General features: G+C 61.1%; 19 protein-coding genes, 1 tRNA gene and 1 pseudogene. 9 read left to right on the forward strand and 12 right to left on the reverse strand.

Annotation, left to right across the window (positions count from 1 at the left end):
* Positions 1-74: 74 nt before the first annotated feature.
* Complete coding sequence (locus tag CLV45_RS21785) at positions 75-3,563, forward strand: efflux RND transporter permease subunit (RefSeq protein ID WP_100338598.1); 3,489 nt, start codon at positions 75-77, stop codon at positions 3,561-3,563.
* Positions 3,564-3,610: 47 nt separating this feature from the next.
* Positions 3,611-3,883, forward strand: coding sequence for an acyl carrier protein (locus tag CLV45_RS21790; RefSeq protein ID WP_100338599.1), 273 nt, complete (start codon positions 3,611-3,613; stop codon positions 3,881-3,883).
* Positions 3,884-4,428: 545 nt separating this feature from the next.
* On the opposite strand, the pseudogene CLV45_RS25570 reads toward CLV45_RS21790, so the two are convergent.
* Positions 4,429-4,854, reverse strand: a pseudogene (locus CLV45_RS25570) (YkvA family protein); the annotation flags it as partial.
* A 116-nt stretch (positions 4,855-4,970) separates the two neighbouring features.
* Positions 4,971-5,582, reverse strand: coding sequence for a C40 family peptidase (locus tag CLV45_RS21800; RefSeq protein ID WP_100338601.1), 612 nt, complete (start codon positions 5,580-5,582; stop codon positions 4,971-4,973).
* 314 nt (positions 5,583-5,896) lie between these two features.
* Here CLV45_RS21800 and CLV45_RS21805 point away from each other — a divergent pair, with 314 nt between their 5' ends.
* A complete protein-coding gene (locus CLV45_RS21805) occupies positions 5,897-6,259 on the forward strand; it encodes a hypothetical protein (RefSeq protein ID WP_100338602.1) in 363 nt (120 codons plus the stop codon).
* A gap of 223 nt (positions 6,260-6,482) precedes the next feature.
* Here the strand turns inward: CLV45_RS21805 and CLV45_RS21810 are convergent, their stop codons facing one another.
* On the reverse strand, positions 6,483-7,217 hold the full coding sequence (locus CLV45_RS21810; RefSeq protein ID WP_100338603.1) for an SDR family NAD(P)-dependent oxidoreductase: 735 nt from the start codon (positions 7,215-7,217) through the stop codon (positions 6,483-6,485).
* Positions 7,218-7,567: 350 nt separating this feature from the next.
* On the opposite strand from CLV45_RS21810, the gene CLV45_RS21815 reads away from it, so the two are divergent.
* Positions 7,568-8,365 carry a hypothetical protein gene (locus CLV45_RS21815; protein ID WP_100338604.1) on the forward strand — a complete coding sequence of 266 codons (798 nt, stop codon included), beginning with the start codon at positions 7,568-7,570 and terminating at the stop codon, positions 8,363-8,365.
* Between the two features lie 203 nt (positions 8,366-8,568).
* The gene (locus CLV45_RS21820; protein WP_100338605.1) at positions 8,569-9,384 is read left to right on the forward strand and encodes a phosphatase PAP2 family protein; all 816 of its coding nucleotides are present in this window, start codon (positions 8,569-8,571) and stop codon (positions 9,382-9,384) included.
* A 63-nt stretch (positions 9,385-9,447) separates the two neighbouring features.
* Here the strand turns inward: CLV45_RS21820 and CLV45_RS21825 are convergent.
* Positions 9,448-9,520 (reverse strand) — tRNA-Thr (locus CLV45_RS21825).
* A gap of 189 nt (positions 9,521-9,709) precedes the next feature.
* On the opposite strand from CLV45_RS21825, the gene CLV45_RS21830 reads away from it, so the two are divergent.
* From CLV45_RS21830 to CLV45_RS21840, 3 genes are all read left to right on the forward strand, one after another.
* Positions 9,710-10,177 (forward strand): hypothetical protein, encoded by a 468-nt coding sequence (locus CLV45_RS21830; protein ID WP_100338606.1) that lies wholly within the window; start codon positions 9,710-9,712, stop codon positions 10,175-10,177.
* A 132-nt stretch (positions 10,178-10,309) separates the two neighbouring features.
* Complete coding sequence (locus tag CLV45_RS21835; RefSeq protein ID WP_100338607.1) at positions 10,310-11,080, forward strand: FkbM family methyltransferase; 771 nt, start codon at positions 10,310-10,312, stop codon at positions 11,078-11,080.
* A complete protein-coding gene (locus CLV45_RS21840) occupies positions 11,080-11,376 on the forward strand; it encodes a DUF4834 domain-containing protein (protein WP_100338608.1) in 297 nt (98 codons plus the stop codon). The genes CLV45_RS21835 and CLV45_RS21840 overlap by 1 nt, the downstream gene beginning before the upstream one ends.
* A 69-nt stretch (positions 11,377-11,445) precedes the next feature.
* Here CLV45_RS21840 and CLV45_RS21845 read toward each other — a convergent pair whose 3' ends face one another.
* The 5 genes from CLV45_RS21845 to CLV45_RS21865 all read right to left on the reverse strand — a co-directional run bounded on the left by CLV45_RS21845 (position 11,446) and on the right by CLV45_RS21865 (position 18,527).
* A complete protein-coding gene (locus CLV45_RS21845; protein ID WP_100338609.1) occupies positions 11,446-14,094 on the reverse strand; it encodes a DUF5686 and carboxypeptidase regulatory-like domain-containing protein in 2,649 nt (882 codons plus the stop codon).
* A 185-nt stretch (positions 14,095-14,279) separates the two neighbouring features.
* On the reverse strand, positions 14,280-15,254 hold the full coding sequence (locus CLV45_RS21850) for a ferritin-like domain-containing protein (RefSeq protein ID WP_100338610.1): 975 nt from the start codon (positions 15,252-15,254) through the stop codon (positions 14,280-14,282).
* A gap of 39 nt (positions 15,255-15,293) precedes the next feature.
* A complete protein-coding gene (locus CLV45_RS21855; protein WP_100338611.1) occupies positions 15,294-16,091 on the reverse strand; it encodes a ferritin-like domain-containing protein in 798 nt (265 codons plus the stop codon).
* 207 nt (positions 16,092-16,298) lie between these two features.
* Positions 16,299-17,180, reverse strand: coding sequence for a DMT family transporter (locus CLV45_RS21860; protein ID WP_245882949.1), 882 nt, complete (start codon positions 17,178-17,180; stop codon positions 16,299-16,301).
* A 69-nt stretch (positions 17,181-17,249) separates the two neighbouring features.
* Positions 17,250-18,527: an MFS transporter gene (locus tag CLV45_RS21865; protein ID WP_100338612.1), complete on the reverse strand. Its 1,278-nt coding sequence runs from the start codon at positions 18,525-18,527 to the stop codon at positions 17,250-17,252.
* Positions 18,528-18,623: 96 nt separating this feature from the next.
* Between CLV45_RS21865 and CLV45_RS21870 the strand changes: the two genes are divergently transcribed.
* Positions 18,624-19,130, forward strand: a complete 507-nt coding sequence (locus CLV45_RS21870) for a regulatory protein RecX (protein ID WP_100338613.1) — start codon at positions 18,624-18,626, stop codon at positions 19,128-19,130.
* On the opposite strand, the gene CLV45_RS21875 is transcribed toward CLV45_RS21870, so the two are convergent.
* The 3 genes from CLV45_RS21875 to CLV45_RS21885 all read right to left on the reverse strand — a co-directional run bounded on the left by CLV45_RS21875 (position 19,127) and on the right by CLV45_RS21885 (position 22,190).
* A complete protein-coding gene (locus CLV45_RS21875) occupies positions 19,127-20,461 on the reverse strand; it encodes a S41 family peptidase (RefSeq protein WP_100338614.1) in 1,335 nt (444 codons plus the stop codon). The two genes, CLV45_RS21870 and CLV45_RS21875, sit on opposite strands and share 4 nt — an antisense overlap.
* A 98-nt stretch (positions 20,462-20,559) precedes the next feature.
* Positions 20,560-21,198, reverse strand: a complete 639-nt coding sequence (locus CLV45_RS21880; RefSeq protein ID WP_100338615.1) for a DUF4230 domain-containing protein — start codon at positions 21,196-21,198, stop codon at positions 20,560-20,562.
* A gap of 71 nt (positions 21,199-21,269) precedes the next feature.
* Entirely contained in the window at positions 21,270-22,190 is a 921-nt protein-coding gene (locus CLV45_RS21885) for a 1-aminocyclopropane-1-carboxylate deaminase/D-cysteine desulfhydrase (protein WP_100338616.1), read from the reverse strand.
* Positions 22,191-22,268 lie beyond the last annotated feature (78 nt).

The following is a 22,268-nucleotide window of genomic DNA, read 5'->3' on the forward strand; positions in this document are numbered from 1 at the left end:
CCCCGGGAGGCGGGCCGGCTGCCCGCCCCCGGTGCCCCTAGCATTATCCTACCACATTTAACTGCCCATCCGCCATGCAGGACGTGGAAAAAGAGTTCGGACCAACCAGTTGGTCCATCAATAATAAAACGAGTATCTACATCATCACGGTGCTGCTGTGCGTGGCGGGGATTTTTGCCTACATCAAGCTGGGCAAGGAGAAATTCCCCGACATCGTCATTCCCCGCATCATCGTGGCCACGGTGTACCCCGGCACCTCGCCGGCCGACATCGAAAACCTGGTGACCCGCCAGCTCGAGAAAGAAATCAAGAGCGTGAACGGGGTGAAGAAAATCAACTCCACCTCCAACCAGGACTATTGCATTCTGGACGTCGAGTTTAACTCCGGCGTGGACGTGCAGTACGCCAAGCAGCTCATCAAGGACGCCGTCGATAAGGCCGCTACCGAGCTGCCCAACGACCTGCCCACCGCCCCCACGGTGAAGGAGGTAAACATTTCGGAGCAGCCGATTATGTACGTCAACCTCAGCGGCAACCTGCCCGCCGCCCAGCTCAAAAAGCTGGCCGACGACTTCCAGGACAAGATTGAGGCCCTGCCCGAAATTACCCGCGTCGACATCATCGGCGCCCTCGACCAGCAGGTGAACGTGGACGTGGACCTGAACAAGCTGCGGGCCTCGCGCCTGGGCTTTTCCGACATCAGCCGCGCCATCGGCGGGGAAAACCTCACCGTCTCGGGCGGCTCCATCGACGTGGGGCAGCAGAAGCGCGCCGTGCGCGTGGCCGGGCAGTACGCCCGCGCCGCCGACATTGCCGACATCCAGATCAAAAACCTGAACGGGCAGGCCATTCGCCTCGGTGACATTGCCACCGTGGAAGACGGCTTCAAGGACCGCGAATCGTTTGCCCGCCTCGACGGCAAGCCCGCCGTTACCCTGAACGTGGTAAAGCGCCAGGGCGAAAACCTGATTGACGCCTCCGACAAAATCAAGGCCCTGGTAAAGGAGTCCGAAAAGACCCTGCCCAAGGAGCTGAAAGTCACCATCACCGGTGACACGTCGAACGACACCCGCGTTACGCTGCACGATTTGATCAACACCATCATCATCGGCTTCCTGCTGGTTACCTTCATTCTGCTCTTCTTCATGGGCACCACCAACGCTATGTTCGTGGGCTTGTCGGTACCGATTTCGATGTTCCTGGCCTTTTTGATTATCCCGGGCTTCGACTTCTCGCTCAACATGATTGTGCTCTTCGCCTTCCTGCTGGCGCTGGGTATCGTGGTGGATGACGCCATTGTGGTAATCGAAAACACCCACCGCCTGCTGCACGAGCACCCGGATTTGAGCACGCCCAACGCCGCCAAATTCGCGGCCGGTGAGGTATTCGTGCCGGTGTTGGCTGGTACCCTGACCACGGTAGCACCCTTCGTGCCGCTGCTGTTCTGGCCCGGCATCGTGGGCTCGTTTATGTACTACCTGCCCGTCACGCTGATTATCACGCTGATGTCGTCCCTGGTGGTGGCCTTCATCATGAACCCCGTGTTTGCCGTGAGCTTCATGCAGCGCGAGGAGCACTTCGAAGACGACCTGCACAGCCGCCCAAAGCTGACCCGTGGCTTCGTTATTACGGAAGTAATCCTGGTGGCCCTGGGTATCATCTTCAACGTGGTGGCCCTGGGCGCTGATAAGCCCGTGGCACCCATCGAAGGCGGGGAGGCCAGCGGCTTGCTGGGTCACTTCCTCGGTAACCTGAGCCTGGCTTTGGCCGCCTTCATTGCCCTCGACAAGTTTGTGCTCGTCAAGGTCATTGCCTGGTTCCAGACCCGCGCCCTGCCCCGCTTCCAGAACGGCTACGCCAACCTGGTGCGCTGGTCTATCGGCCACCCGGTCCTGGTGATGGTTGGCGTCTTTATTCTCTTCATCGGCTCCTTTGTTGCCATCGGCATGCGTGGCCCCAAGGTGGACTTCTTCCCCAAAGGCGACCCTAAGTTTATCTACACCTACCTGCGGATGCCCGTTGGTACCCGCGTAGAAGTGACCGACTCGGTGACGCGCGTCCTTGAAAAGCGGATCTATGGCGTTATCGGCAACAATAACCCCGACGTCGAATCGGTGATTACCAACGTGGCCATCGGCGCCGGCGACCCTTCCGAAGCTACGGCCTCGGGCGTGTCGCAGTCGCACATGGGTAAGGTGGGCGTGGCCTTCAAGGAGCTCAGCGACCGGACCGGCCCCGCCACGAGCACCTACATGGACAAAATCCGGGAGGTGGTGAAAGGCATTCCCGGCGCCGAAGTATCGGTGGATCAGGAAGCCAGCGGCCCGCCCCAGCAGAAGCCCATTGCCATCGAAGTAAGCGGCGACGACTACCCGACGCTGGCTAAGCTCTCGAAGAAAGTAGAGCGCTACGTGGATTCGCTGCGCATTGCCGGTATCGAGGATCTGCGCTCCAACCTGGAAGACCGCAACCCCGAAATTGCCGTCAACATCGACCGGACTCGTGCCAACCGTGAGGGTATCAGCACGGGCCAGATTGGCCTGGAAGTTCGGACGGCCATTTACGGCTCGGAAGCCAGCAAATTCAAGACTCCCGATGACGAGTACCCGATTCAGGTGCGCTACGCCAAGCCTTACCGCGAAGACGTGGACGCCGTGGTAAACGCCCCGCTGACCTTCCGCGACGCCACCGGCCAGGTGCGCCAGGTGCCCATTTCGGCCATTGCCGACGTGACCTACGGCTCGACCTACGGCGGTATCAAACGCAAGGACACCAAGCGAGTCATTACCATCTCCTCGAACGTGCTCAACGGCTTTACCGGCCCCGACGTGGCCGCCCAGGTCAAGCAGGCGCTGACGTCTTTCCCCACGCCGGCTGGCTACAACATCAAGATGGGCGGTGCCGAGGAAGACCAGAAGGAAACCACGGACTTCCTGCCCATGGCGGGTCTGGGCGCTCTGGCCCTCATCTTCCTGATTCTGGTGATGCAGTTCAACTCGTTCAGCAAGCCGCTCATCATCCTCTCGGAGGTCCTGTTCTCCATTGCGGGCGTGTTCTGGGGCCTGGCCATTACGGGCATGAACATTAGTATCGTAATGACGGGCGTGGGTATCATTGCCCTGGCCGGTATCGTGGTGAAAAACGGGATTCTGCTCGTCGAATTCACCGATATTCTGCGGGCCCAGGGCATGCCGCTGCGCGAAGCCATTGTACTGGCCGGCCGCACCCGTCTGAACCCGGTAATCCTGACGGCTACGGCCGCCACGCTGGGTCTGATTCCGCTGGCTATTGGTCTGAACATCGACTTCTACGAGCTGTTTGCTTCCGGCAATGCCCACTTCTTCATCGGCGGTGAGTCCGTTACCTTCTGGGGCCCCTTGGCCTGGACCATCATTTTCGGCCTAGTGTTTGCCACGGGTATTACCCTTCTGGTTGTGCCGGTCATGTACCTGATCAGCGAAAAGCTGCGGGAAAAAATAACCGGCCGCTCGGCAGACAACTTTGCAACCCATTCGACTGAAACGGACTCTCCAGTGCGGAGAGAAGTGTTGGCCGAAGCGTAACCTACATTCTCGGCCCCCCTTAACTTTTTGGTTCAACGTCGTTTCTTATGCGTTCTTCAACGACTTCCGCCCCCAAATCCATTCAGCAGCAGGTGCTGCGCATTATCAGCAAGCGTAAAGCCATCAAACCAACTCGCTTGCGCGTGAGCAGCAACCTGAGCCGGGAACTGGGCTTCGACACGGTAGATGTCGTGGATATCATCCTCGAGATTGAGCGTAACTTCCACATCACCATTCCCGATGAAGTGCCCCTGAGCACCGTCGGCGACTTTGTGACCTACGTGGCCACGCACACGCCCTCCCACGACTGGGCCGCGTAGCCGCTACGCTCCGTGTCATAACATAAAAAAGGCTCCCAACCTGCGTTGGGAGCCTTTTTTTGTACTGCTACCGCCGCCGCTTAGCGCACGTTGCCGCCGGTATCCAGGGCGCCGTCGTTGCCGTTGCGGCTGCTGTCGCCGCGGTTGGCAATATCATCGGCGTGGGGCTTCACGTCGTTTTTAGGAGCGGGGTCGGTGGGGCCGGTCAGGCTGGGGTTGGGGTTGCTGCTGTCGGGGGAAGAAATGCCCGAGTCGGTGTCCGAAACCCGGCTGTTAGTGGGCTGGCCCAGGTCTACCTTACCGGCCCGCTTCGTCGACTCCGAGCTTTCCTGGCCGTGGGTGCTGTCCATCAGGGAAGCGTCCGAGGTCTGGTGCACGGAATGTTCAGGCTTGGGGCCGGAGTTGGCCGTGGTACCGTCCGAGGTTTGCATGGTCGTGGCCGGGCCGGGCTTGATGTCGGTAGCTTCGGTTACTACAATCGGGCGGGTCCGTTCCCACTCCTTGAACTTGTCCATCTCACCGGTCAGGGTACTGGTGAACCAGGCCACCAGGGCCACGTCGTCGAGCAGGCCCAGCACCGGAATAAAGTCTGGAATCAGGTCAATGGGGCTCAGGAAGTAGATAACCACGGCCACGGCGGCAATGATGGTGGGCGTGGGCAGGCCCGTGTATTCGCCCGAAACCGAGGTCTTAATTAGGCGAAACAGGATTTGCAGGTTTTCCCAGGCTTCGTGGGCCATCGTACCCACGTCGTTCTTGTCACTGGCCTTCTGGTAGGCATCGTTCAGCAGCTGCTTGATGCGCGTGGGCCGTTTGATGTAGTCCTCGGCTTTGCCAAGGAATTTCTTGAAGAGCGGGGAGCCGGCAATGTCCGAGCCTTTGGGGTTATTTTTATCCATGGGGGAGAGGGGTTGTAAAATTGGGGCCAAGCTACAAAATGGGCGCCTGACCATCACCGAATTACTATACATGCCCTAATACTGCTACGGCGCGAAATGGTTATTCTGGCCGGTAGCCAAGGCCAGAAACGACAAAAGCCCCGTTCGGAGGAACGAGGCTTTTGTATGATAGTACGGTCGGCGGCCGGTTAGTTGAGGTCTACGCGGCCGGCGGCGTAGAAGTTGCGGTGGTAGTAAGCCTGATTCAGGGAGCTGATCATCACGCCGCCGTTGGTAGCCGAGTGGGCGAATTTGCCATCCTGCAAGTAGATACCCACGTGGTAGATGGGCTGACCGGGGCCGCGGCGGAAGAATACCAAATCCCCGCTCTGCATCTCGTCTTTGCCCACGCGCTTCACCTTCTCAAACATCGAGCGGGAGCTGCGCTGCAGTGTAATGCCGTAAACTTCTTTGAAAACGCGGGTCACGAAGCCGGAGCAGTCAGTACCCGACTTGGAGTTGCTGCCGTAGCGGTAGGGGGTCCCGATCCAATCGGTGACGGTGCGGAGCAGGTTCTGGTCTTCGTTGTAGGTCAGCTTGAGGCCCAGGGTCTGGGAGTAGTAGCTGTAGGCGAGCGAGTCGCGGGAGGTAACGACAGAGTGATTTTCGTCACCATTGTCACCCGAGAAGTCGGGTAGCAAGGAGGCAGTGGCCACGATGGCGGCAGTGCCGGAGGTATTGGAAGATTCGGGAGCGTATTCGAAGAAGAAAGAGAGGGCCAGCGAGGCAGCGGCGAGGCAATACAGGATACTGTTTTTCATTGTCCGTCGTAGGGTGGCAAAATCTCCGTTTCCGAGGTAGCAGGGAAGCCGAAGTACTTTGGTTTTTCGTGAGGTTTGGGTTCCTTAAACCACCGAAAAGAGAATCGATTGAAGAGGTAATCCGGGTTGAAAACAGACGGTTTCTGCTTTCCCCGTTTGTTAAAGCTAAGCCATTAAATTTTAAACGTCCTAGTTTCTACCCCAAAATCGCCAAAAGTTCTTTATAAAGTATAATATATTATCAAAATAATAGTTGAGCTTGATGCAACTGCGCTACCAGAATAGGCGTATACTCGGCCCTCGGATTTTGCTCTATGAACCTGCCTCGTATTGTTGAGAATTCGCCCCTGGCGCGCATTGCCCGCCACAAGCTCAAAGCGCATAGCGTGGCTATGGTGCTGGGCAACAGCATTCACCTGAGCGGGGCCACCCGGGAACAGTTTCTGACCGACCCCTACTGGGTGGCCCACGAGATGGAGCACATCCGCCAGTTTCAGGAGCACGGGCGCCTGGGGTTTCTCTGGCGCTACCTCCGCGACTGGGTCAGGCACGGCTACTACAACATTCCCTTCGAAGTGCAGGCCCGTGAAGCCGCGGAGCGAAACGCCCCGCTCTACGCCCACGGCCTGCCCCTGCCCGGCCCCGACCAGCGCCACCCCACGCCGAAGGTGAGATAGTGAAATAGTGAATGAGTGAAGTTTAGTCATTGCGAGGACGCAGGACATTCCGGGCCTTAAGCAGCGGCCATCCGTCCTCTGACATGTGCTGCGCCTTTTACATGTGGAAAGCCCTTTCCCGTAGCAACGAGAAAGGGCTTTCCACATGTAAAAGGACGGTTTGCTTCAGCCTTTGGCTTCGCAATGACAACTTCACTCATTCACTATTTCACTCATTCACCGCTTACAGAGCCGCCAGGCGGCCGCCGTCGACGGCCAGGGTGGAGCCATTGATGAAGTTGGCCTCGGGGGAAGCCAGGAAGCAGATGGCGGCGGCCAGCTCTTCGGGGGTGCCGACCTGGCCGGTGATTTTCTCCTTGCCGCTTTTCACGTTGGGGTTGCTCCAGAGCATGGGCGTGTCCACGGCGCCGGGCGCTACGGCGTTGATGCGGGCCTGGGTGTGGGGAATTTCCAGGCTCAGGCCGCGCACAAAGGCTTCGATGGCGCCTTTGCTGGCCGCGTAGGGCACCACGTTGGGCGTGGTCTGGTGGGCGTGCACTGAGCTGATGACCACGATGCTGCCGCCATCCATGTGGGGCAGGCAGAGCTGGCAGAGCCGGAAAAAGGCTCGCACGTTGACGGCCATCAGCGTATCCCACTGTTTGGGGTCGAGCTTGAGGATGGGGTCAAAGGTCATCATGGCCGCGTCGTTGATCAGCACGTCGATGCGCTGCCAGGTGGCCAAGGTGCGCTCCACGGCCCGCCGCAGCTGGGCGTCCTTGCCTACGTCGGTGCGGATGAAAATAGCTTCGCCCTGCTCCGCTTTAATGTCGCGCACGACTTCGCGGCCTTCTTCGGCGTTGCGGCCCAATACTGCCACTTTGCCTCCTTCCCGGGCCAGCTGCATGGCCGTGGCCCGACCAATGCCGGAAGTAGCCCCGGTTACAAAGCACACTTTATCCTGAAAACGCTTTTCCATCGGATGATTTCTATTTGCTAAAACGAACGAGTTGCGGCGGGCCGCATTGCAAAGACGAGCCTCCCGGCATTTGGTTGTGTTACGGCGGCAAGCTGAGCCGTAGGCCCCCGGTGCCGTGGCTTACCGGTCTGGGCGGCTGGCCGCCAGTTGTCTTAAGCCGTAGCCGCGGGGCATCCGCCAGCGGCTCGCCCCGCCACGCTACCAAGCTGAGCCTCTGCGGTGCTACAAGCGGCGGATTAGGAATAAAAAGAGGTTTTTTATGAAACCTCAAGGCCAACGTTTACGAATAGAGACACACCTTAGCCTGCCGGCTAGGTGAATTTTTTGCCGTACTAACCCACGTATTTGTCATGGAAAACAAGCAGAATCAACCCACCTCGGGTGCCAACGCTACCGGTACCAGCAAATCTGCCAACGCCTCTTCGCAACAGTCGAACACGCCTACTTCGCAGGGCGCTGCCGGCTCTCAAAATACTTCCGCCGCCACTTCCAGCTCCAGCTCTTCGGTTGGCGGCTCCCCAAACACCCGCACGGCTACTGCCGAATCGTCGGCTAACCGCACCAGCGGCAGCATGAGTGACGAGTCGCGCAACCAGGAGCAGGACCAGAACCGCAGCCAAGGTCAGAACAAGCAGCAGGACGGCCAGTCGTGGATGAACATCTCGTCGTGGCTTGACGGCAGCAAGGAAATTCCGCAGTCGGTAAAAGACCTCGGCACCAAAGCGCTGGACCAGGTAAATAAGCTTAGCACCACCCAAAAAGTAGTGGGCGGCGCCCTGCTGCTCGGCGGCATTGGTTGGCTCTCGATGCGCTCGGGCAGCAAGCCATCGTCGACGCACCGCGGCAGCTACCGTTCCAAGTCGGAAAATGACTACAGCTCCGGTAAATCGTACGGCTCGGGCGAAAAAGACTACCTGAGCGGCTATGGCTCGGGCAGCCGCAGCAGCGCCTCGGGCCGCAGCGGCCGTTACGGCGCCGATTCCAGCTACGGCTCGGATTCCGGTTCGGACTACCGTTCGTCGGGCTCCAACTCGGACTACCGCTCTTCCTCTGCAAGCAAAGACTCGGGCTCGGGCTACCGTAGTGGCAGCGCCAACACCAGCTCCTCGTCGAGCCTGGGCGACGACGATTACAGCGGCAATCTGTAAATCAGCGTAGTTAAGACTAGTAGAAAGCCGGGGGCAGTGCCTCCGGCTTTTTTTGTGCCCGGTTTTTACTGCTTGAACGGCCAAAATGCCGGTGCTCCCCGAAAAAGCATTTTGCCCTGGGTTTAACTTCAGAATTTACCCAGAAATCACCGGTTACTTTCCTTTATAGTAGCACAGCATTTGGGGTACCTCTACTAGTTTTCATGCTCTTTTTTTCAATTCGCTTTCTACTGGCATTGTTGGTAGCCCTGGAATCGGTGTCGGTGGGCCGCGCCCAGGTTCCGCTGTCGAATCCGGCCGATACCTTGCACAAGTACGAAGAACCCCGGCCCGGCACGGCGCCGCCCGCCCGGGCCTGGTACCAAAAAAAGCTGGTGCGGGCCAGTGCCGTGCCGCTGCTGCTGATAGGTGGCGGTATTGCCTCGCTGGGCGACCATACGCCGGTGGGCAGCTATGCCGTGCGCCGGCAGCTGCAGGAGCACTTCCCCAACTTTCACACCCGCGTCGACGACTACCTGCAGTACGTGCCCTACCTGGAGCTGGGCGCTACGACGCTGTTTGGGATTGAGTCGCGCGACGACCGGCTGAATACGCTGCTGGTTATTGCCAAATCGGAGCTGCTGATGACCGTGGCCGTGACGGCCGTAAAGTACAGTACCCGGGTGCTGCGCCCCGATGAGTCGGCCCACAATTCATTTCCATCCGGTCATACGGCGCAGGCGTTTCTGGCCGCCAGCATTGTGCACGCCGAGCTTCGGGGCAAAAGCCAGTGGTATGGCGTGGGGGCTTATACCGTGGCGGCAGGCGTGGGTACGTTGCGCATGCTCAACAACAAGCACTGGGAATCGGATGTGCTGGCCGGGGCGGGATTCGGGATTCTGTCGGCCCACCTGGCCTACCTGAGCCACCGCAACCGCTGGGGCCGCAAGCCGGGCGAGTTTTGCCGGCAGTGGCAGATGAGCCCAACCTGGCAGCCGGGGGGCGGAGCCGGGCTGAGTGTAAGCTGGCAGCCGCGCTAAAGCCGGCATAGCAACCATAAAAAAAGCCCGCCCGGTCAGAACGACGGGGCGGGCTTTTTGGGGAGCCTCTTATTGGACTCGAACCAACGACCTGCTCATTACGAATGAGCTGCTCTACCAACTGAGCTAAAGAGGCATTTCCCAACGAACCTTGCGGGTTGGGGTGGCAAAGATAGGCAGCCCGATGAACAAGGCGCAAGTGCCGGGCCGAAAAATTTATGCAAAACGTCATTTTTAGCCGCATAACCCCGGGGCCAGGTTTAGCGTTTGCACGGAGGAAAAGCCTCATTCAGCGGCAGATAGCCGCTTATTTTTAGTTGGCCCAATGAAGAAGAAAAAATCGGCCCGCTGGCCCCAGGCCCTGGGCAGCGGCCTGGCCGGAGCCCTGGTGCTTACCGCCATTCACGAAACGGCCCGCCGCCTCACGCCCGACGCCCCCCGCATGGACGTGCTGGGCATGCGGGGGCTGCGTAAAATTCTCGACCAAGCCGATGCGCCCCAGCCCGCCCCCGATACGCTGTTTAACCTGACTATGGCCGGCGACATTCTCTCCAACGGGCTCTACTACAGCCTAGTGGGCCGGGGCAAAAGGGCGTGGCGCCGGGGGGCAGTGCTTGGCTTGGCGGCCGGAATCGGTGGGGTGCTGCTGCCCGGGCCCCTGGGACTGGGCGAAGGACCCAGCAACCGCACCCGCCAAACCCAGCTGATGACCGTGGCCTGGTATGTGCTCGGCGGCCTGGCGGCGGCTGGTGCGTCGCGGCTTTGGAGCGGGGCCCGCAAAGCCCGTCGGTAGGGGCGCTTCTGCCGATTCTGGGCGCGGCAATTGGGGCCCTGGTACCCTCATTCGGGGTTAGCAGCGCCGTTTGTCGCCGGGGGCGGGCCGAAGGTTCGCAGTTTGCCGGCTTTCCGGCATCTTTGCAGCCTGATGAAAGAACTCCGTAAACTTCTGGTTCGGGCCCTGGGCTTCGAGCGGTATATCCGGCTGGTGAGCCGCGTGTATTTGCGCATGGTGGGCGCCGGCTGGGGCAAGGAGAAGTATCCGGAGCTGTTTTTCCTGGAAAAGCTCATCCAACCCGGCTTCGTGTGCCTCGATATTGGCGCCAACCTGGGCTACTACTCCGTGGCCCTGTCGCGGCTGGTCGGGCCCGAAGGCAAGGTGCTGGCCGTGGAGCCGATTCCGCTGTTTCAGGAAATCTGGCGCGACAATGTGCGCCTCAGCGGCCACGACAACCTGACGCTGCTGCCCTACGCGCTGGGGGGCGAGAACATGACCGTGCGCATGGGCACGCCCGAGCGCAACGGTCTGCTGCACCACGGCATGACCAAGGTGGCCGCCAGCAACCCGGCCGAAACCTACGCCCGCACCTACGAAGTACCCATGCGCATCCCCGACGAGCTGCTGGCTGATTTGCCCCGCCTCGACTTCGTGAAGTGCGACGTGGAGGGCTTCGAGTCGGAGGTGTTTCGTAATATGCAGGCCACGCTGCGCCGCTTCCGGCCCCTGATTCAGACCGAGCTCAATGGCCTGGAAAACCGCCAGACGGTGGTTAGTCTGCTGGCGCAGCTGGGCTATAAACCATTTGTGCTGTCCGAGCGTTTGGAGCTCGTGCCCTGCCCACCCGAGCAGCTCACCAGTCCGGTCACCGCCGATTTTTACTTTCAACCCACCAACCCCGCTGCTCCGCTAGCTTCCTGATGGTCAAGTTTCTGCTTATTCTCCTCATTATTTCCCTGGTTTTCCGGTTCGTGCTGCCGGTCATTCTGCGGCTACTCGTGGGCCGATTCGTGCAGAAGCAGGCCCGGCGCTACGGCCAGCAGTTTGGGGGCGGGGCCTCACCTTTTGAGGGAGCCTTTGGCGGCCGTCCCGCCGCGCCCACCCCCCCACCCGCAGGTGGCAACGTCCGCGTCGACTTCGTGCCCCCCAAGCAGGATAAAGGCACCCCCCGCGACTTTAAAGGCGGGGAGTACGTGGATTTTGAAGAAGTGAAATAAGCGTCTCAACGATGTAAAAAAGGCCCGCGGTAGTCCTACCGCGGGCCTTTTTCGTGCGCTGCAGCTCCGTTAGAAACCAATGCCGATGCGGATGCCCGAACCGACCTTTTCCTTGGACTGCAGGGAGGTAAAGAAGTCTACGCGCAGGGCTTTGAAGATGTGCTCCACGCCTAGGCCCAGTTCGACGTAATTCCCGGCCGCGGGCGTGTAGAGGTAATTGAGCGTAGCCACTTCCTGCCACTTCAGCTGGCGGAAAGCCGGGAGCTTGTTGAAGAAAAACCCGTTGAAGTGGTGGCTGCCCCGGGCAATGAGGTACCGCTCGGCCGTGCTGTAGCGGTAGTTGTCGAGGAGCTGAAACTGCCGCTCGAAGTCGATGGCTAAGATGGTGCGGTTGCCGGCGAAGTGGCGGTAATCGACGAAGGTCAGGTCGGGGCGGCCCAGGTAGGCGCCGGCCGTGGCGCTGAGGCGGGTTTCGCCAAAAAGGCCAAAGCCCAGCTCTTTCTGGGCGCCCAGCTCGAGGCGGGTAAAGCGCACGTCGGCACCCAGCACCCCGCGGAAAGCCTGGCGCACGTTCAGCAACAGGCGCGGGTAACGGGCGTTGTAGAGGTTGAACTTGCCGTCGGGGCGGGTTACGTACTGCTGGCCCGGCTGCCAGGTCAAGCCCAGGTCCAGGGTCAGGGCCTGACTGCGGCCGAAGCCCGTGCCCTGGGGCAGCTCGGCGGCCTCGGGCCGGTTGGGAGTAAAAGCCCGGCCCGGCACGTCCCGAATCAGCTCCACGGTAGTGTTGTAGAGCTCCTGCCGGTCGGCGTAGGCGGCGGCCAGGTTCACGAAGAAGCCGTTCAGGGCCTCGGTGCGGTAGTTGAGCTCCAGCCCGTCGCGCTGGTAGTACTTGTTGTAGTTGCGGTTAGCCAGCAGCGTATAGCTCGTATTAAGCAGCGGGGCGTTGAAGGGCGTGTGGGGCAGGTTGTTGTAGGGGTCAAAGTCGAGGATGGTGCGGCCCACGGCAAAGCCCACGCGGCTGAACGACTCAGGCCGGTACGTGTAGCTGCCCTTCAGGCTGGGGCTGAACTGCCGGCTCGAAAAGCCGTAGCGCAGGGTGGGCTCCAGCATGTAGTTGCGGCGGTCCTCGTAGCGCTGGGTGTAGGTGGCGTTGAGGTTGATGACCAGTCCTTCCACCGTGTTATACACCATTTTATCGGTCGGCGACTCTACCAAAATTGAGCGCCGCTTAAAAGTATTATTGTACGTGTAGCCACCCACGAGCAGCCCCATGAAGCTGGGTTTGTTGCGGATCCGGTCCATGGAATCCTGGTAGGGCTTCGACTTCTGGATAACTTCCACGCTGTCCTTGACGTGGTAGTCCTTGATTTCCTCCTCGCTCAGCGGAATGGGCCGGATAGAGTCCCAGTAGGCTTCGGTTCGTTCGTTGGCGCCTTTTTCAATCAGCATTACCTGACCTTTGGCCATGGGCTTGAGGGCAATGCCGTCCGCGGGCAAAGGGGCTTCCCGCTGGGCTTTGGCTTTGGCGTCGCGGCGGATGGTACGGGTCAGGCCGCGCAGCTGGGGCCGGTCCTGCTTGGCTTCGGCCAGGGTTTCGCGGTGGGCCGGCTCATTGGTCGGCGGCGGGGTGGGGGCCACCACCGGCGCGTCGGGGTAGGTGGGCGTCACGCGGTAGTTCGACAGCGAAGCGTTGATGGTGCCATTGCCCTTGAAGCCCAGACCGCCGGCGCTCAAACTCACTTTCTGCGACTGAATAATCCAGGCCTGGGGGTGGCCAGGTGCCGGGGCGTAGAGCACTTCCACCCGCAGCTTATCCACGTACTCGATGCCCGAATTGGAGTCTAAGCTCAAGTCCAAGCTGTGCAGGCGCCAAGTGCCGTCTTCGGCAATGTAGATGAAGCCCGAAAAGGCGGGGTCGATGCGGTGGCGGGGCGTGACGCGGATTTTGTTGATAGTCATGCCATTCTGCACCGAGGTGCCCACCAGCTCGTAGCGGTAAAATTGCATGGCGTTCTGGGCCACCGGCGAGACGAAGCCCCGCTCCGAAAAGCCCGATTGCAGCAGGTTTTCGTAGAAATTGAAGCTCTTGGAGGCCCTATTGAAGCTAAAGCCCTTGCTGCTGCCGCTCACCCGCGACGAAATCATGCGCTCCTGAATCTTGCCCGGCTGCCGGAAGCTCATGTCCGACAACGACTCCGACAGATATACCACCCCGGGCTTAATGTCGGGGCCTACTTTCATAAGGCCCATAATCTTGCCCGGCACCTCGGTGAGGCGAACAATGGACTTGATGTACATGCGGGCCGTGAAAGCCGCTACTTCGGCCCGGTGATACTTGCGCCAGTCAATGGCGTGCTGCACGATGGCGTAGGCCGGGTCCCGGTCGGAGGCCCGGATAAGCACCTCGCCCAGGTTGTAGTTTTCCGGCGTCAGCGTCACGTTCAGCACGGTAGCCGTGTCGCCGCCGGCCACGGTCAGCTGTTCCACCCGGGGCTTGAAGCCCACGTACTGGTACACAATTTCGTAGCGGCCCGCGTCGAGGCGCAGCTGGTAGTTGCCCTGCTCGTTGGAGGCCGTGCTGGTGGCCGAGCCGCGGACGGCCACGTTAGCAAAGGCCAGGGCCTCACCCTTGGGGTCGGTGATTTTGCCGCGCACAATGCCCGCCCGGGCCGCCGCCGCACTCAATAAGACGAGAGCAATAAGTAGATAACGGGCCATAGAAAAGTGATTTGCCAGAGGTGTGAAGGTAGATGAATTCCCGCACCATAGGGTTGCACGGATAACCCAGGCAAGTGCTTTTCGACCAATTTTCGACCAATGGCCGCCGGTTCAATACAAAGTGCATAAACGCAAAAAGGACGACCCGGGAGTCGTCCTTTTCTTCCTTATTGGCAGAGCCCTGCCTACACAAACAGCGTGGTTTTATTGTCCACGAAGTTGCGGGCAATGGCCTTCACCTTCACGTAGTCCAGGGGCTCGTCGAAGGCCTCCGAGGCGGCAGCCACCGAAATAGTGCTGTCGGTGGTGATGGTGCGGCCGGCCTGGACTACGTTGTCTTCCCCGGGGAAGGTAATGCCGGTGGGCACGCCGGGTGGCGGCGGGTTGGTGCCGGGGCCATACACGTCGGCCGTCGAAGGATTGGTATTTGGCGAAGGACCGCCCTGGTCCGTGCCCGAAATCCAGCTCTTGGGCGACACTTTGGGGTCGGAGCCGGCCGGAGTAGTGGCCGCGCCGGCCCCCGATACGTTGGCTGCTAGGCCGCGGCGAATGGTGCGGATGTGGGAGCAGTGCCGGGCTTCCACGGAGTGAATATTCAGGGCCGTTTCCAGGATGTCCTTGTTCGACATCAGGAAGGGCGCCCCGCCTTTGTAGGCCCGGATACCGGTATCAACAAATGACTGGGCCACGCCGAAGTACAGGGCCGTGCCACCGGGCAGCAGGGCCGGGGCAAAGGGGCCGAGCCCGGTGCCTTTGCCGCCGCTGTAGTCGAAGGCGGCGCGACCGGGGTCCGGAATGGCAGCCGAGCCCAGGGCGGCGCGCAGGGTTTTGATATGGCCGCCCTCGTCGTTGCGAATCTTTTCAATGGCGGGCCGGTCGGCGCTCGGAATCAGGCCGGTCACGTTGAGGCCCGTGTCGTAGAAGTAGTATTCCAGGTACTCCAGGCTCAGGGCCAGGTTCAGCACATCGTTGACCGAGGGGCCCGCCGACTGACCGTAGGCTTTGTTGAACAGGGCGCCCACAAAGCCTGGCAAAGCGGCGGCCGTCAGCTTCTTACCCATGCCCGTTAGGTGCTTAAACACCCGGCGGCGCGAGTCAAACCGGTCGTAGACTTCAGGGTCTACTTTTTCAATTTCCGTAATTATTTGGAACAGATCCATAGCGAAAAGGCTGATTTTTAAGCGAGAAAATGACTACTGCTACCCCAGTCCGCTCACGTCGAGCTTGGAGCCGGCCTGCAAAAACTGGTTGGCGGTGCCGATGACCACGGAAGGCTTCTTGGATTTCTCCAGACCCGAGCCGTTGCCGACCCCGGGGGCCGAGTTGGCCGTGGGCGTAAAGAGGTCTACTACATCGCTGTCCACGAAGGAGTTGTAGTTCATCAAATCCCGAATCAAGGCGGCATGGCGGGCTTCTACCGACACGATTTTACCGGCCAAAGCCAGGTACACCGGGTTGGTAATGTAGCGGCCCGCTCCGTTGTAGGCGGCTACCCCGAGGTCTTCAAAGGCCATGGCCGCGTCGAGCACACCCAGCTTGGCACTGGTCGACGTGCGCTTGCCCACAGTGAAGTCGATGGCCGAAAAGTCCGGCGTCAGGTCCTTGATGATGCTGGCCGCCGGAATCGTGTTCTTGAAAAAGTCGCGGTGGGCTTTTTCGTGCAGGGCCAGGTCGGTCAGGATCTGGCGCTCGGCGCTGTTGGCACCCAGGCCGGCGAAATACGTCCCGGCGGCTCCGGTAATCACCTGGTTGTAGAAGGCCGCTTCGAGCTGCTCGAGGGCGTAGGCGTAGTTCAGGACGCCGATGTCGCTGGAGCCCACGTTGACGTCGCCGTTGGCGTTTACCTCATCGTCGTCATCGTCGCAGCCCGTGAGGAGCAAGCCGGTCAGCGCGAGGCCGGCGCCGGTGTAGCGCAGGAAGTCGCGGCGGGGTAGGGCACCTTGTAAGCCGGATAGTGCGTGAGCTTCTGTCGGAACAGAATGGGTTTGTTTAGTCATAGCAAGTAGGAGTTGGCGTGAATAGTTGGTGTGGGTACTACGCCTATCCGGGAGCTGACTGGCCATTTTGAGGCTAAAAACCCGTAGTTACTACATCAAAATACGTATGCCGCCCACTTGCTTTGCGTTAAGTGCGCACCTGGATTTACGCAGTAACCGCAAATCCAGCCTACGGGTTAATTACGTACAGTCAGGCCTTTACGGCCCTTAGGCCGCCACTTCTTCAGTGGGAGCCAGCGGGGCGGCGGCCGGATTTCGGCTGGTGTACCAGGTGTTCAGCACCACGCCCAGCAGCACCAGAGCCATGCCCAGGTAGGCCACTACGGGAAAGGCTTCGTTGAAGAACAGCAACCCCAGTCCCACCGCGTACAGAATACCGAGGTAGTTCAGGTTGGCCACGCTCGAGAGCCGCTCGGCCTGGTAGGCTTTGGTCAGGCAGAGCTGGGCGCCCTGGGCCAGCAGACCGGTGAGCAGCAGCCAGAGCCAGTCGAGGCCGCGGGGTGGTACCCAGTCGAAGAGGCAGTAGACGGCCGCCACGGGCAGGGCCACCATGGGCAGGTAAAATACCACCACCAACGGGTCTTCCTTGCCCTTGAGCTTGCGGATGGAATTGTAGGAAAAGCCGGCAAAAAGCGCCGAGGCCACGCCCAGCGCCAGGTACAGCGGCTCGACGCGGGTATCAACGCCCTCCACTACCAGCACGCCCAGAAACGAGAGCAGAAAAAATGCCCACTGCCAGGGCCGCACCGATTCGCGCACGATGAAGATGCCCAGTACAGCCGTGAAAATCGGGGCCAGGTACTGAATGGTGACGGCCGTGGCCAGGGGCATTTTCTGCAAAGTGAAAAAGTACAGAATCAGGGACAACACGCCCGTAATGCCCCGGGAAACCAGGTAGAAGTGGTTGGTGCCCCAGGGCCGGATGCGCAGAACCCGCAGCAGCAGGTAGCTGGCCGCCAAGGAAAAAATAGAGCGGAACAGGATGATTTCGAGGGGCGGCAAGTGGCCCAGCAGCTTCACGCACACGTTCATCAAGGCGAAGAGCAGCGTGGAAAGCAGCATGTAGCGGGCACCGGAAGTCAAAGGCATGGGCAAAGTAAGCGGGTGGGAACAGAGCGGCGGTAAGGCAAGCAGGAACAAGGGTCGGGGGGCGGCAACTTAGCCCACGGGCGGGGTCGAAAGCTCCCGGTAGCGGGTCACCAGCACCAGGGCCGAGGCCACGATAAAGGCGCCCAGGGCGGCGTAGCCCCACACCACGTGGGAGCCGCGGGCAAAGAAGGGCAAGGTAAAAAGCAGGATAAAGCCGGTGCGCAGCAGCACGTTGGCCACGTTAAAAATGCTGTTGACCCGCCCGCTGACTTCGTTGGGCACGTGGGCAAACAGGTAGCTGACCCGCAGGATGCGCGTGCCGGCGTTGGTAACGCCCAGCACCAGGGAAAATGCCAGAAATAGGCTTACCGAGCGAGTAGCAGCGGCCGCGCCAAAACCCAGCCCGGCCAGCAGCATGAGCAGGATAATGGAGCGCACCGGGGGCTGGTGCCGAAACAGGCGGTGCACAAACACGCCCGCACTCAGCGCGCCCAGGGCGTAGGCCACCTCGGCGGCCCCGAAAGCCCCGGCGCCGGCCCGCAGGTGGTTGTGAATGTACATCGGCATCAGGGCGTTGAGCTCCACGAGCAGGCCCACGAAAACCGAGAAGGAAAACAGCCCGAACACCCAGATGGTGCGGTGCTCTCGCAGGTAGGTTACGCCCGTGCGCAGCCGTTTCCAGAGCGTGCCCAGCTCCACCTGCGTCAGCTGCACCGGCCGGTGGCGGATGCTGGCAATCAGGACCACGGCCACCACGTAGGTCAGCCCGTCGAGTAGGAAAATCTGGTGCAGAGGCCAGGCTTTCACGGCAAAAGGCAGGGTGACCGAGGCGCCCAGCAGCTGATAGGTGCCACCCCGGGGCAAGCCTTCAATCAGCAGCGCGGCCAGCGCCCCGCTCACCACCGACGTAGCCTGCCCCACGATTTCGATGGTGGAGGTGATACGGCCGTAGTCCTCGGGCCGGCTGATTTCCTGGGCAAAGGCGTAAAGGTTGGGGTAGTGAATGCCGTAGCCAAACACGGTGGTAGTGAAGGCCAGCAGAATCCCCGGCAGCGGCACCGAGCCCGTCAGGAAGCCGTAGGTGGCTACGCTGAGCAGAATCAGGCCCTCCACGATGTTGGTGACCAGAAATACCTGCTTCCGGTCGAACCTATCGACGAGGGCGCCGGCGTACATGCCCCAGAACAGGGAGGCAAACGTGACCAGGGCGTAGACCAGATTGAAGGTGGTGGAAGCGCCCTGCCGGGCAAAGTACCAGGGCACGGCCAGCATCGAAATGCCCTGGGCAAAGCCGGAAATGGCGTTGGCCGTAAACAAAAAGCGCAGGGCCCGGCGGTTTTCTCTCACGCGGCAAAGTTGGGAAACGGTAGCTTGCAGCCGAACGACAAACAACCCGCATGCGTTGTTACAAACCCGGCCCTTCGTAACCCTGCCGCCCCGCTTATGTACTCATCCGAACCCCCCAAGAAGAAATTTTACACCCCCGGCGAGGCTCTGCCCAAAATTGCGGCCTACTGCGCCTACCAGGAGCGTACCACCAAGGAAGTGGAAGCCAAGCTGCGCGAGTACGGCCTCAACGAGGACGAGGCCGGCGAAATCATCATCCGCCTGAGCCGGGAAAAGCTGCTCGACGAGGAGCGCTTCGCCAAATCCTTCGTGCGCGGCAAGGTGGGCATCAAGAAGTGGGGCCGCCGCCGCATCACCCAGGAGCTCAAGCAGAAAGGCTTGTCCGACTACTGCATCAAGGCCGGCATGAAGGAAATTGACGGCGACGTGTACTACCAGAACCTGGTCGACACGCTGGAAAAGCGCAACCGGGTGGAAAAGGAAGGCAACCAGCGCCTGCGCCGCCAGAAGCTCACCATGTTCCTGACCGTAAAAGGCTACGAAAACGACCTGATTAAAATGGCCCTGGACGATTTGGGCAAGGAGCCACAGGACGAAGATTAGTGCCGGATAATTGCCTCCAGGGCCGGATCTTGGCCGGCCTGGTAGGCGCGCCAGGTCAGCGGGGCCCGCAGCTGCGGCTGCAGCGAAGCCACCGCCAAATCCATGTAAAGCAGTGGCGCCCATTCGGGATGGGGCACCGGGGAATAGCTGTGAAAACGGTCGGCGTAGTGCAGCGTCAGGCCCGAATTAGGCAACAGCACATTGCCGCCCTCGGCCCAGAAGTCTAGTTCGTCGCCGGCGGGCTCACCCACAATGGTGGCCTGGGCTAGCTGCCGCAGCTGAGCCGCGTGAAACAAACCGGCCGAAAAGGTGGCGGCCCCGGTAATAACGTACACCTGCGCCTGCCGCCGCCGGGCTACGGAGTCGAGCTGCTGCATGAGCCGCTCAGCTGTTTGCAGGTTGCCACCCGTGTTAAACCGCAGGTCGACCACCACTTTCCGGACTCTTTGCTGCTGGAGCGTCGTGAGAAAACGCCGGCCGAAATCTGCCAAAGATTCGCCCTGGGGCATGTTGCCGGCCCGATTATACTGCAAATACAACAGCTGCTCAGGAGCCAGGTAGCGGGCCCAGTAATACTGCTGGGGGCGCCGCAGATACAGCGGCAGCTGGGCCGTATCGGTGGGCAGGGCGCTACGCCACGCAGCGCCGCGGCCCGGGTGCGTAGGTGCTAGGTCCCACCAGGCTTCGGTGGGCGGCGGGGTCTTTTGGAAAGCCATGGGCTCTAGCGTCCGGACCAGGCGGTGCCCTTGCCGCGTCTGGCAGGTCACGGTCAGCTGGCCATCGGCGCCCACCAGCTGCAGCCCGGCCAGGGTTTCGGGGCTGGTCAGCGTGTAGGTGCTCATGTACGCTGCCCACCCCGCATTGCCGGCGTAGAGCGGGGCCACGGCTTGGCGGGCCGCTTCCGGGGTGTGCTGGCCCAGCCGCAGGATTTTGGCGCCCAGCAGGTCGGCGTACTCGGGGGTAGCTTTTACCACGTACAGGCCCTCCTTAAACCACCAGACCCGAATGGGGTAGCGCCGCAGCTCACTGCGGTTGCGCAGCAAGTACAGGCGGGTGTGGGCGTTGCCGGCGCCGGCCACGGCCCGGGCCAAGCCCACCAGCATTTCCGGCGTCGATTTCACCCCGACCGAATCCTGCAGGGCCGTAATGCGCCGCCGAAACGTAGCCCGGGCCGCCGGGCTAAAGCTTTGGTCGCGCACCAGGAATGTATCGAGGGCTACTTGCAGGTCTTGACGCCACTGCGCGGCGCTTAGAGTGGGCTGCTGGGCGGCGGCGGGGCGGCCGAGCAGGAGCCCCACCAAGAGCAGGCAAGCCAGGTAAAAACGTTTCATGGGCACGGGCAGCCGGGTATGCCTTCGGCCACGAATGCACAGATTTACAATAACCCTCTAAGGTTGCCTGGTTGCCAAAACTCAGAGTCAACCCGAGCTTAGCGCCGCTGCGGCACCAGTGGCGGGGCGGTTTGCTGGGTGAGGATGACGCGGCGCCCGGTCATAGTTTCGAGCATGGGCCGCAGAATCTGCTCGGCGTTCTGGGTTGTCTGGGCCAGGATGCCCGACTGCAGAGCGGCGCGCTGCACGTTCTTTTCGGCGTATTTATAGCCTTCGTCCACCAGCTCGGCATCATTGAAAAACGAGTTCTGAGTGCTGTATACCCGGCTCTGGCTGTGGTCCACTTGCCAGGTGCACAGCTCGGCGGCCGGCAAAGCCACGCGCACCACCGAGTCGCCCTCAAACACCACGTCCTGGGGCTTGACCTTGCGCAAATCGAGGCAGCCGATGGCGTTGCCGGCCACAATGAGGGCCACTTTCGAATCGGGCAAAAACCGGTAGGTGCTCTTGCGGTACTCCACCACGTCCTTGAACTGGTAGCGCACCAGCTCCAGCCGGCCCAGGGCCTCAATCTTGGTCAGGACCGTGTTGTGGGTCACGGTAATGCGGGGCTCGGGTGTCAGCGGGTTGCTGAAATCAAACAGGCTGGGCTGGACTTTCTTCCAGAGAAACCAGCCCAGGCCCACCAGAAACAGCAGGGGCAGCAGGCGGCGGAGCAAACGAAACAGGGGCGGCATAGGCAGGGGCGGCGGGCGGAACGGGTGATTGGGAAGCAGTACGGCTCAGGTTACCATTTGGCTGCCCAATATTAGCTTACCGCCGGCCACCACGTGCTGCGCGGCCCGAACCGCTGCTCAAAACCGACCCAGCCCTGCAGCCCCCCCGTATGCACGGCCACCACCGTGCTGCCCGCCGGAAAGCGGCCCTGCCGAATCTGGTCCACGAGGGCGTAGAGCAGCTTACCAGTGTAAATCGGGTCGAGCAACACGCCGTGCCGGGTTTGGAAGTCGTGGATAAACGTGAGCAGTTCGGCCGAGAACCGGGCGTAGCCGCCGCAGTGGTAGTCGGTCAGCAGCTGGTAGTTATGGTACGTATGGCCCGTGGCGGCCTGGGTCAGCTCGTTGATTTCGCCTGATAGGAAGCCGCCGTTTTTCAGGGCCGCTACGCCAAGGGCCGCGCGCTGCCCCGCCAGTCCGGTGAGCAGACCGGCCAGGGTGCCACCGGTGCCGCAGGCCACGGCCAGAAAGTCGAAGCTGGTCTGGGCAGCCAGTTCCGTCACCAGCTCAGCGCAGCCGGGCAGGGCCAGGGCGTTGGTGCCACCCTCGGGCAGCACGTAGGCCGGGCCCGTTTGGGCTAGCAGCTCGGCCAGTACCGCCGGCTCGTGCTGGCGGCGGTAGGTTTCCCGGTCGAGGTAGCGCAGGTGCATGCCGTCGGCCACGGCCCGGGCCAGCGTGGGGTTCAGCGGCCCGGTTTCTTCCCCCCGAATCAGGCCGATGGTGCGGAAGCCCAGCAGGCGGCCCGCGGCGGCCACGGCGGCAATGTGGTTGGAAAACGCCCCGCCGAAAGTCAGTAGTGTATCGTGGCCCTGGCTCCGGGCTTCCTGCAGGTTGTATTTGAGCTTGCGCCACTTGTTGCCCGGCAGCTCGGGGTGGGTCAGGTCGTCGCGGCAGAGCAGCAGCCGTACGCCGCGCTGCGTAGCTATGGGCTCCTGGAGTTCCTGAATGAGCATGGGTGGGTTATGGTTATTACGTCTGCCCTCCTGAACGCAGTGAAGGACTTCCCTCGCCTCGGTGGCAAGCCTAGTTCA

Source organism: Hymenobacter chitinivorans DSM 11115 (genome assembly GCF_002797555.1).
In the GTDB taxonomy this organism is placed as follows: Bacteria; Bacteroidota; Bacteroidia; order Cytophagales; family Hymenobacteraceae; genus Hymenobacter; species Hymenobacter chitinivorans.

What these genes read in the sequence shown, in the direction of transcription:
- CLV45_RS21805 (WP_100338602.1), top strand. Translation starts at nt 5,897, where the DNA reads ATGAACCTGCCTCGTATTGTTGAGAATTCGCCCCTGGCGCGCATTGCC.
- CLV45_RS21785 (WP_100338598.1), top strand. Translation starts at nt 75, where the DNA reads ATGCAGGACGTGGAAAAAGAGTTCGGACCAACCAGTTGGTCCATCAAT.
- CLV45_RS21840 (WP_100338608.1), top strand. Translation starts at nt 11,080, where the DNA reads ATGGTCAAGTTTCTGCTTATTCTCCTCATTATTTCCCTGGTTTTCCGG.
- CLV45_RS21860 (WP_245882949.1), bottom strand. Translation starts at nt 17,180, where the DNA reads ATGCCTTTGACTTCCGGTGCCCGCTACATGCTGCTTTCCACGCTGCTC.
- CLV45_RS21880 (WP_100338615.1), bottom strand. Translation starts at nt 21,198, where the DNA reads ATGCCGCCCCTGTTTCGTTTGCTCCGCCGCCTGCTGCCCCTGCTGTTT.
- CLV45_RS21800 (WP_100338601.1), bottom strand. Translation starts at nt 5,582, where the DNA reads ATGAAAAACAGTATCCTGTATTGCCTCGCCGCTGCCTCGCTGGCCCTC.
- CLV45_RS21835 (WP_100338607.1), top strand. Translation starts at nt 10,310, where the DNA reads ATGAAAGAACTCCGTAAACTTCTGGTTCGGGCCCTGGGCTTCGAGCGG.
- CLV45_RS21790 (WP_100338599.1), top strand. Translation starts at nt 3,611, where the DNA reads ATGCGTTCTTCAACGACTTCCGCCCCCAAATCCATTCAGCAGCAGGTG.
- CLV45_RS21810 (WP_100338603.1), bottom strand. Translation starts at nt 7,217, where the DNA reads ATGGAAAAGCGTTTTCAGGATAAAGTGTGCTTTGTAACCGGGGCTACT.
- CLV45_RS21845 (WP_100338609.1), bottom strand. Translation starts at nt 14,094, where the DNA reads ATGGCCCGTTATCTACTTATTGCTCTCGTCTTATTGAGTGCGGCGGCG.
- CLV45_RS21885 (WP_100338616.1), bottom strand. Translation starts at nt 22,190, where the DNA reads ATGCTCATTCAGGAACTCCAGGAGCCCATAGCTACGCAGCGCGGCGTA.
- CLV45_RS21870 (WP_100338613.1), top strand. Translation starts at nt 18,624, where the DNA reads ATGTACTCATCCGAACCCCCCAAGAAGAAATTTTACACCCCCGGCGAG.
- CLV45_RS21820 (WP_100338605.1), top strand. Translation starts at nt 8,569, where the DNA reads ATGCTCTTTTTTTCAATTCGCTTTCTACTGGCATTGTTGGTAGCCCTG.
- CLV45_RS21875 (WP_100338614.1), bottom strand. Translation starts at nt 20,461, where the DNA reads ATGAAACGTTTTTACCTGGCTTGCCTGCTCTTGGTGGGGCTCCTGCTC.
- CLV45_RS21855 (WP_100338611.1), bottom strand. Translation starts at nt 16,091, where the DNA reads ATGACTAAACAAACCCATTCTGTTCCGACAGAAGCTCACGCACTATCC.
- CLV45_RS21830 (WP_100338606.1), top strand. Translation starts at nt 9,710, where the DNA reads ATGAAGAAGAAAAAATCGGCCCGCTGGCCCCAGGCCCTGGGCAGCGGC.
- CLV45_RS21815 (WP_100338604.1), top strand. Translation starts at nt 7,568, where the DNA reads ATGGAAAACAAGCAGAATCAACCCACCTCGGGTGCCAACGCTACCGGT.
- CLV45_RS21850 (WP_100338610.1), bottom strand. Translation starts at nt 15,254, where the DNA reads ATGGATCTGTTCCAAATAATTACGGAAATTGAAAAAGTAGACCCTGAA.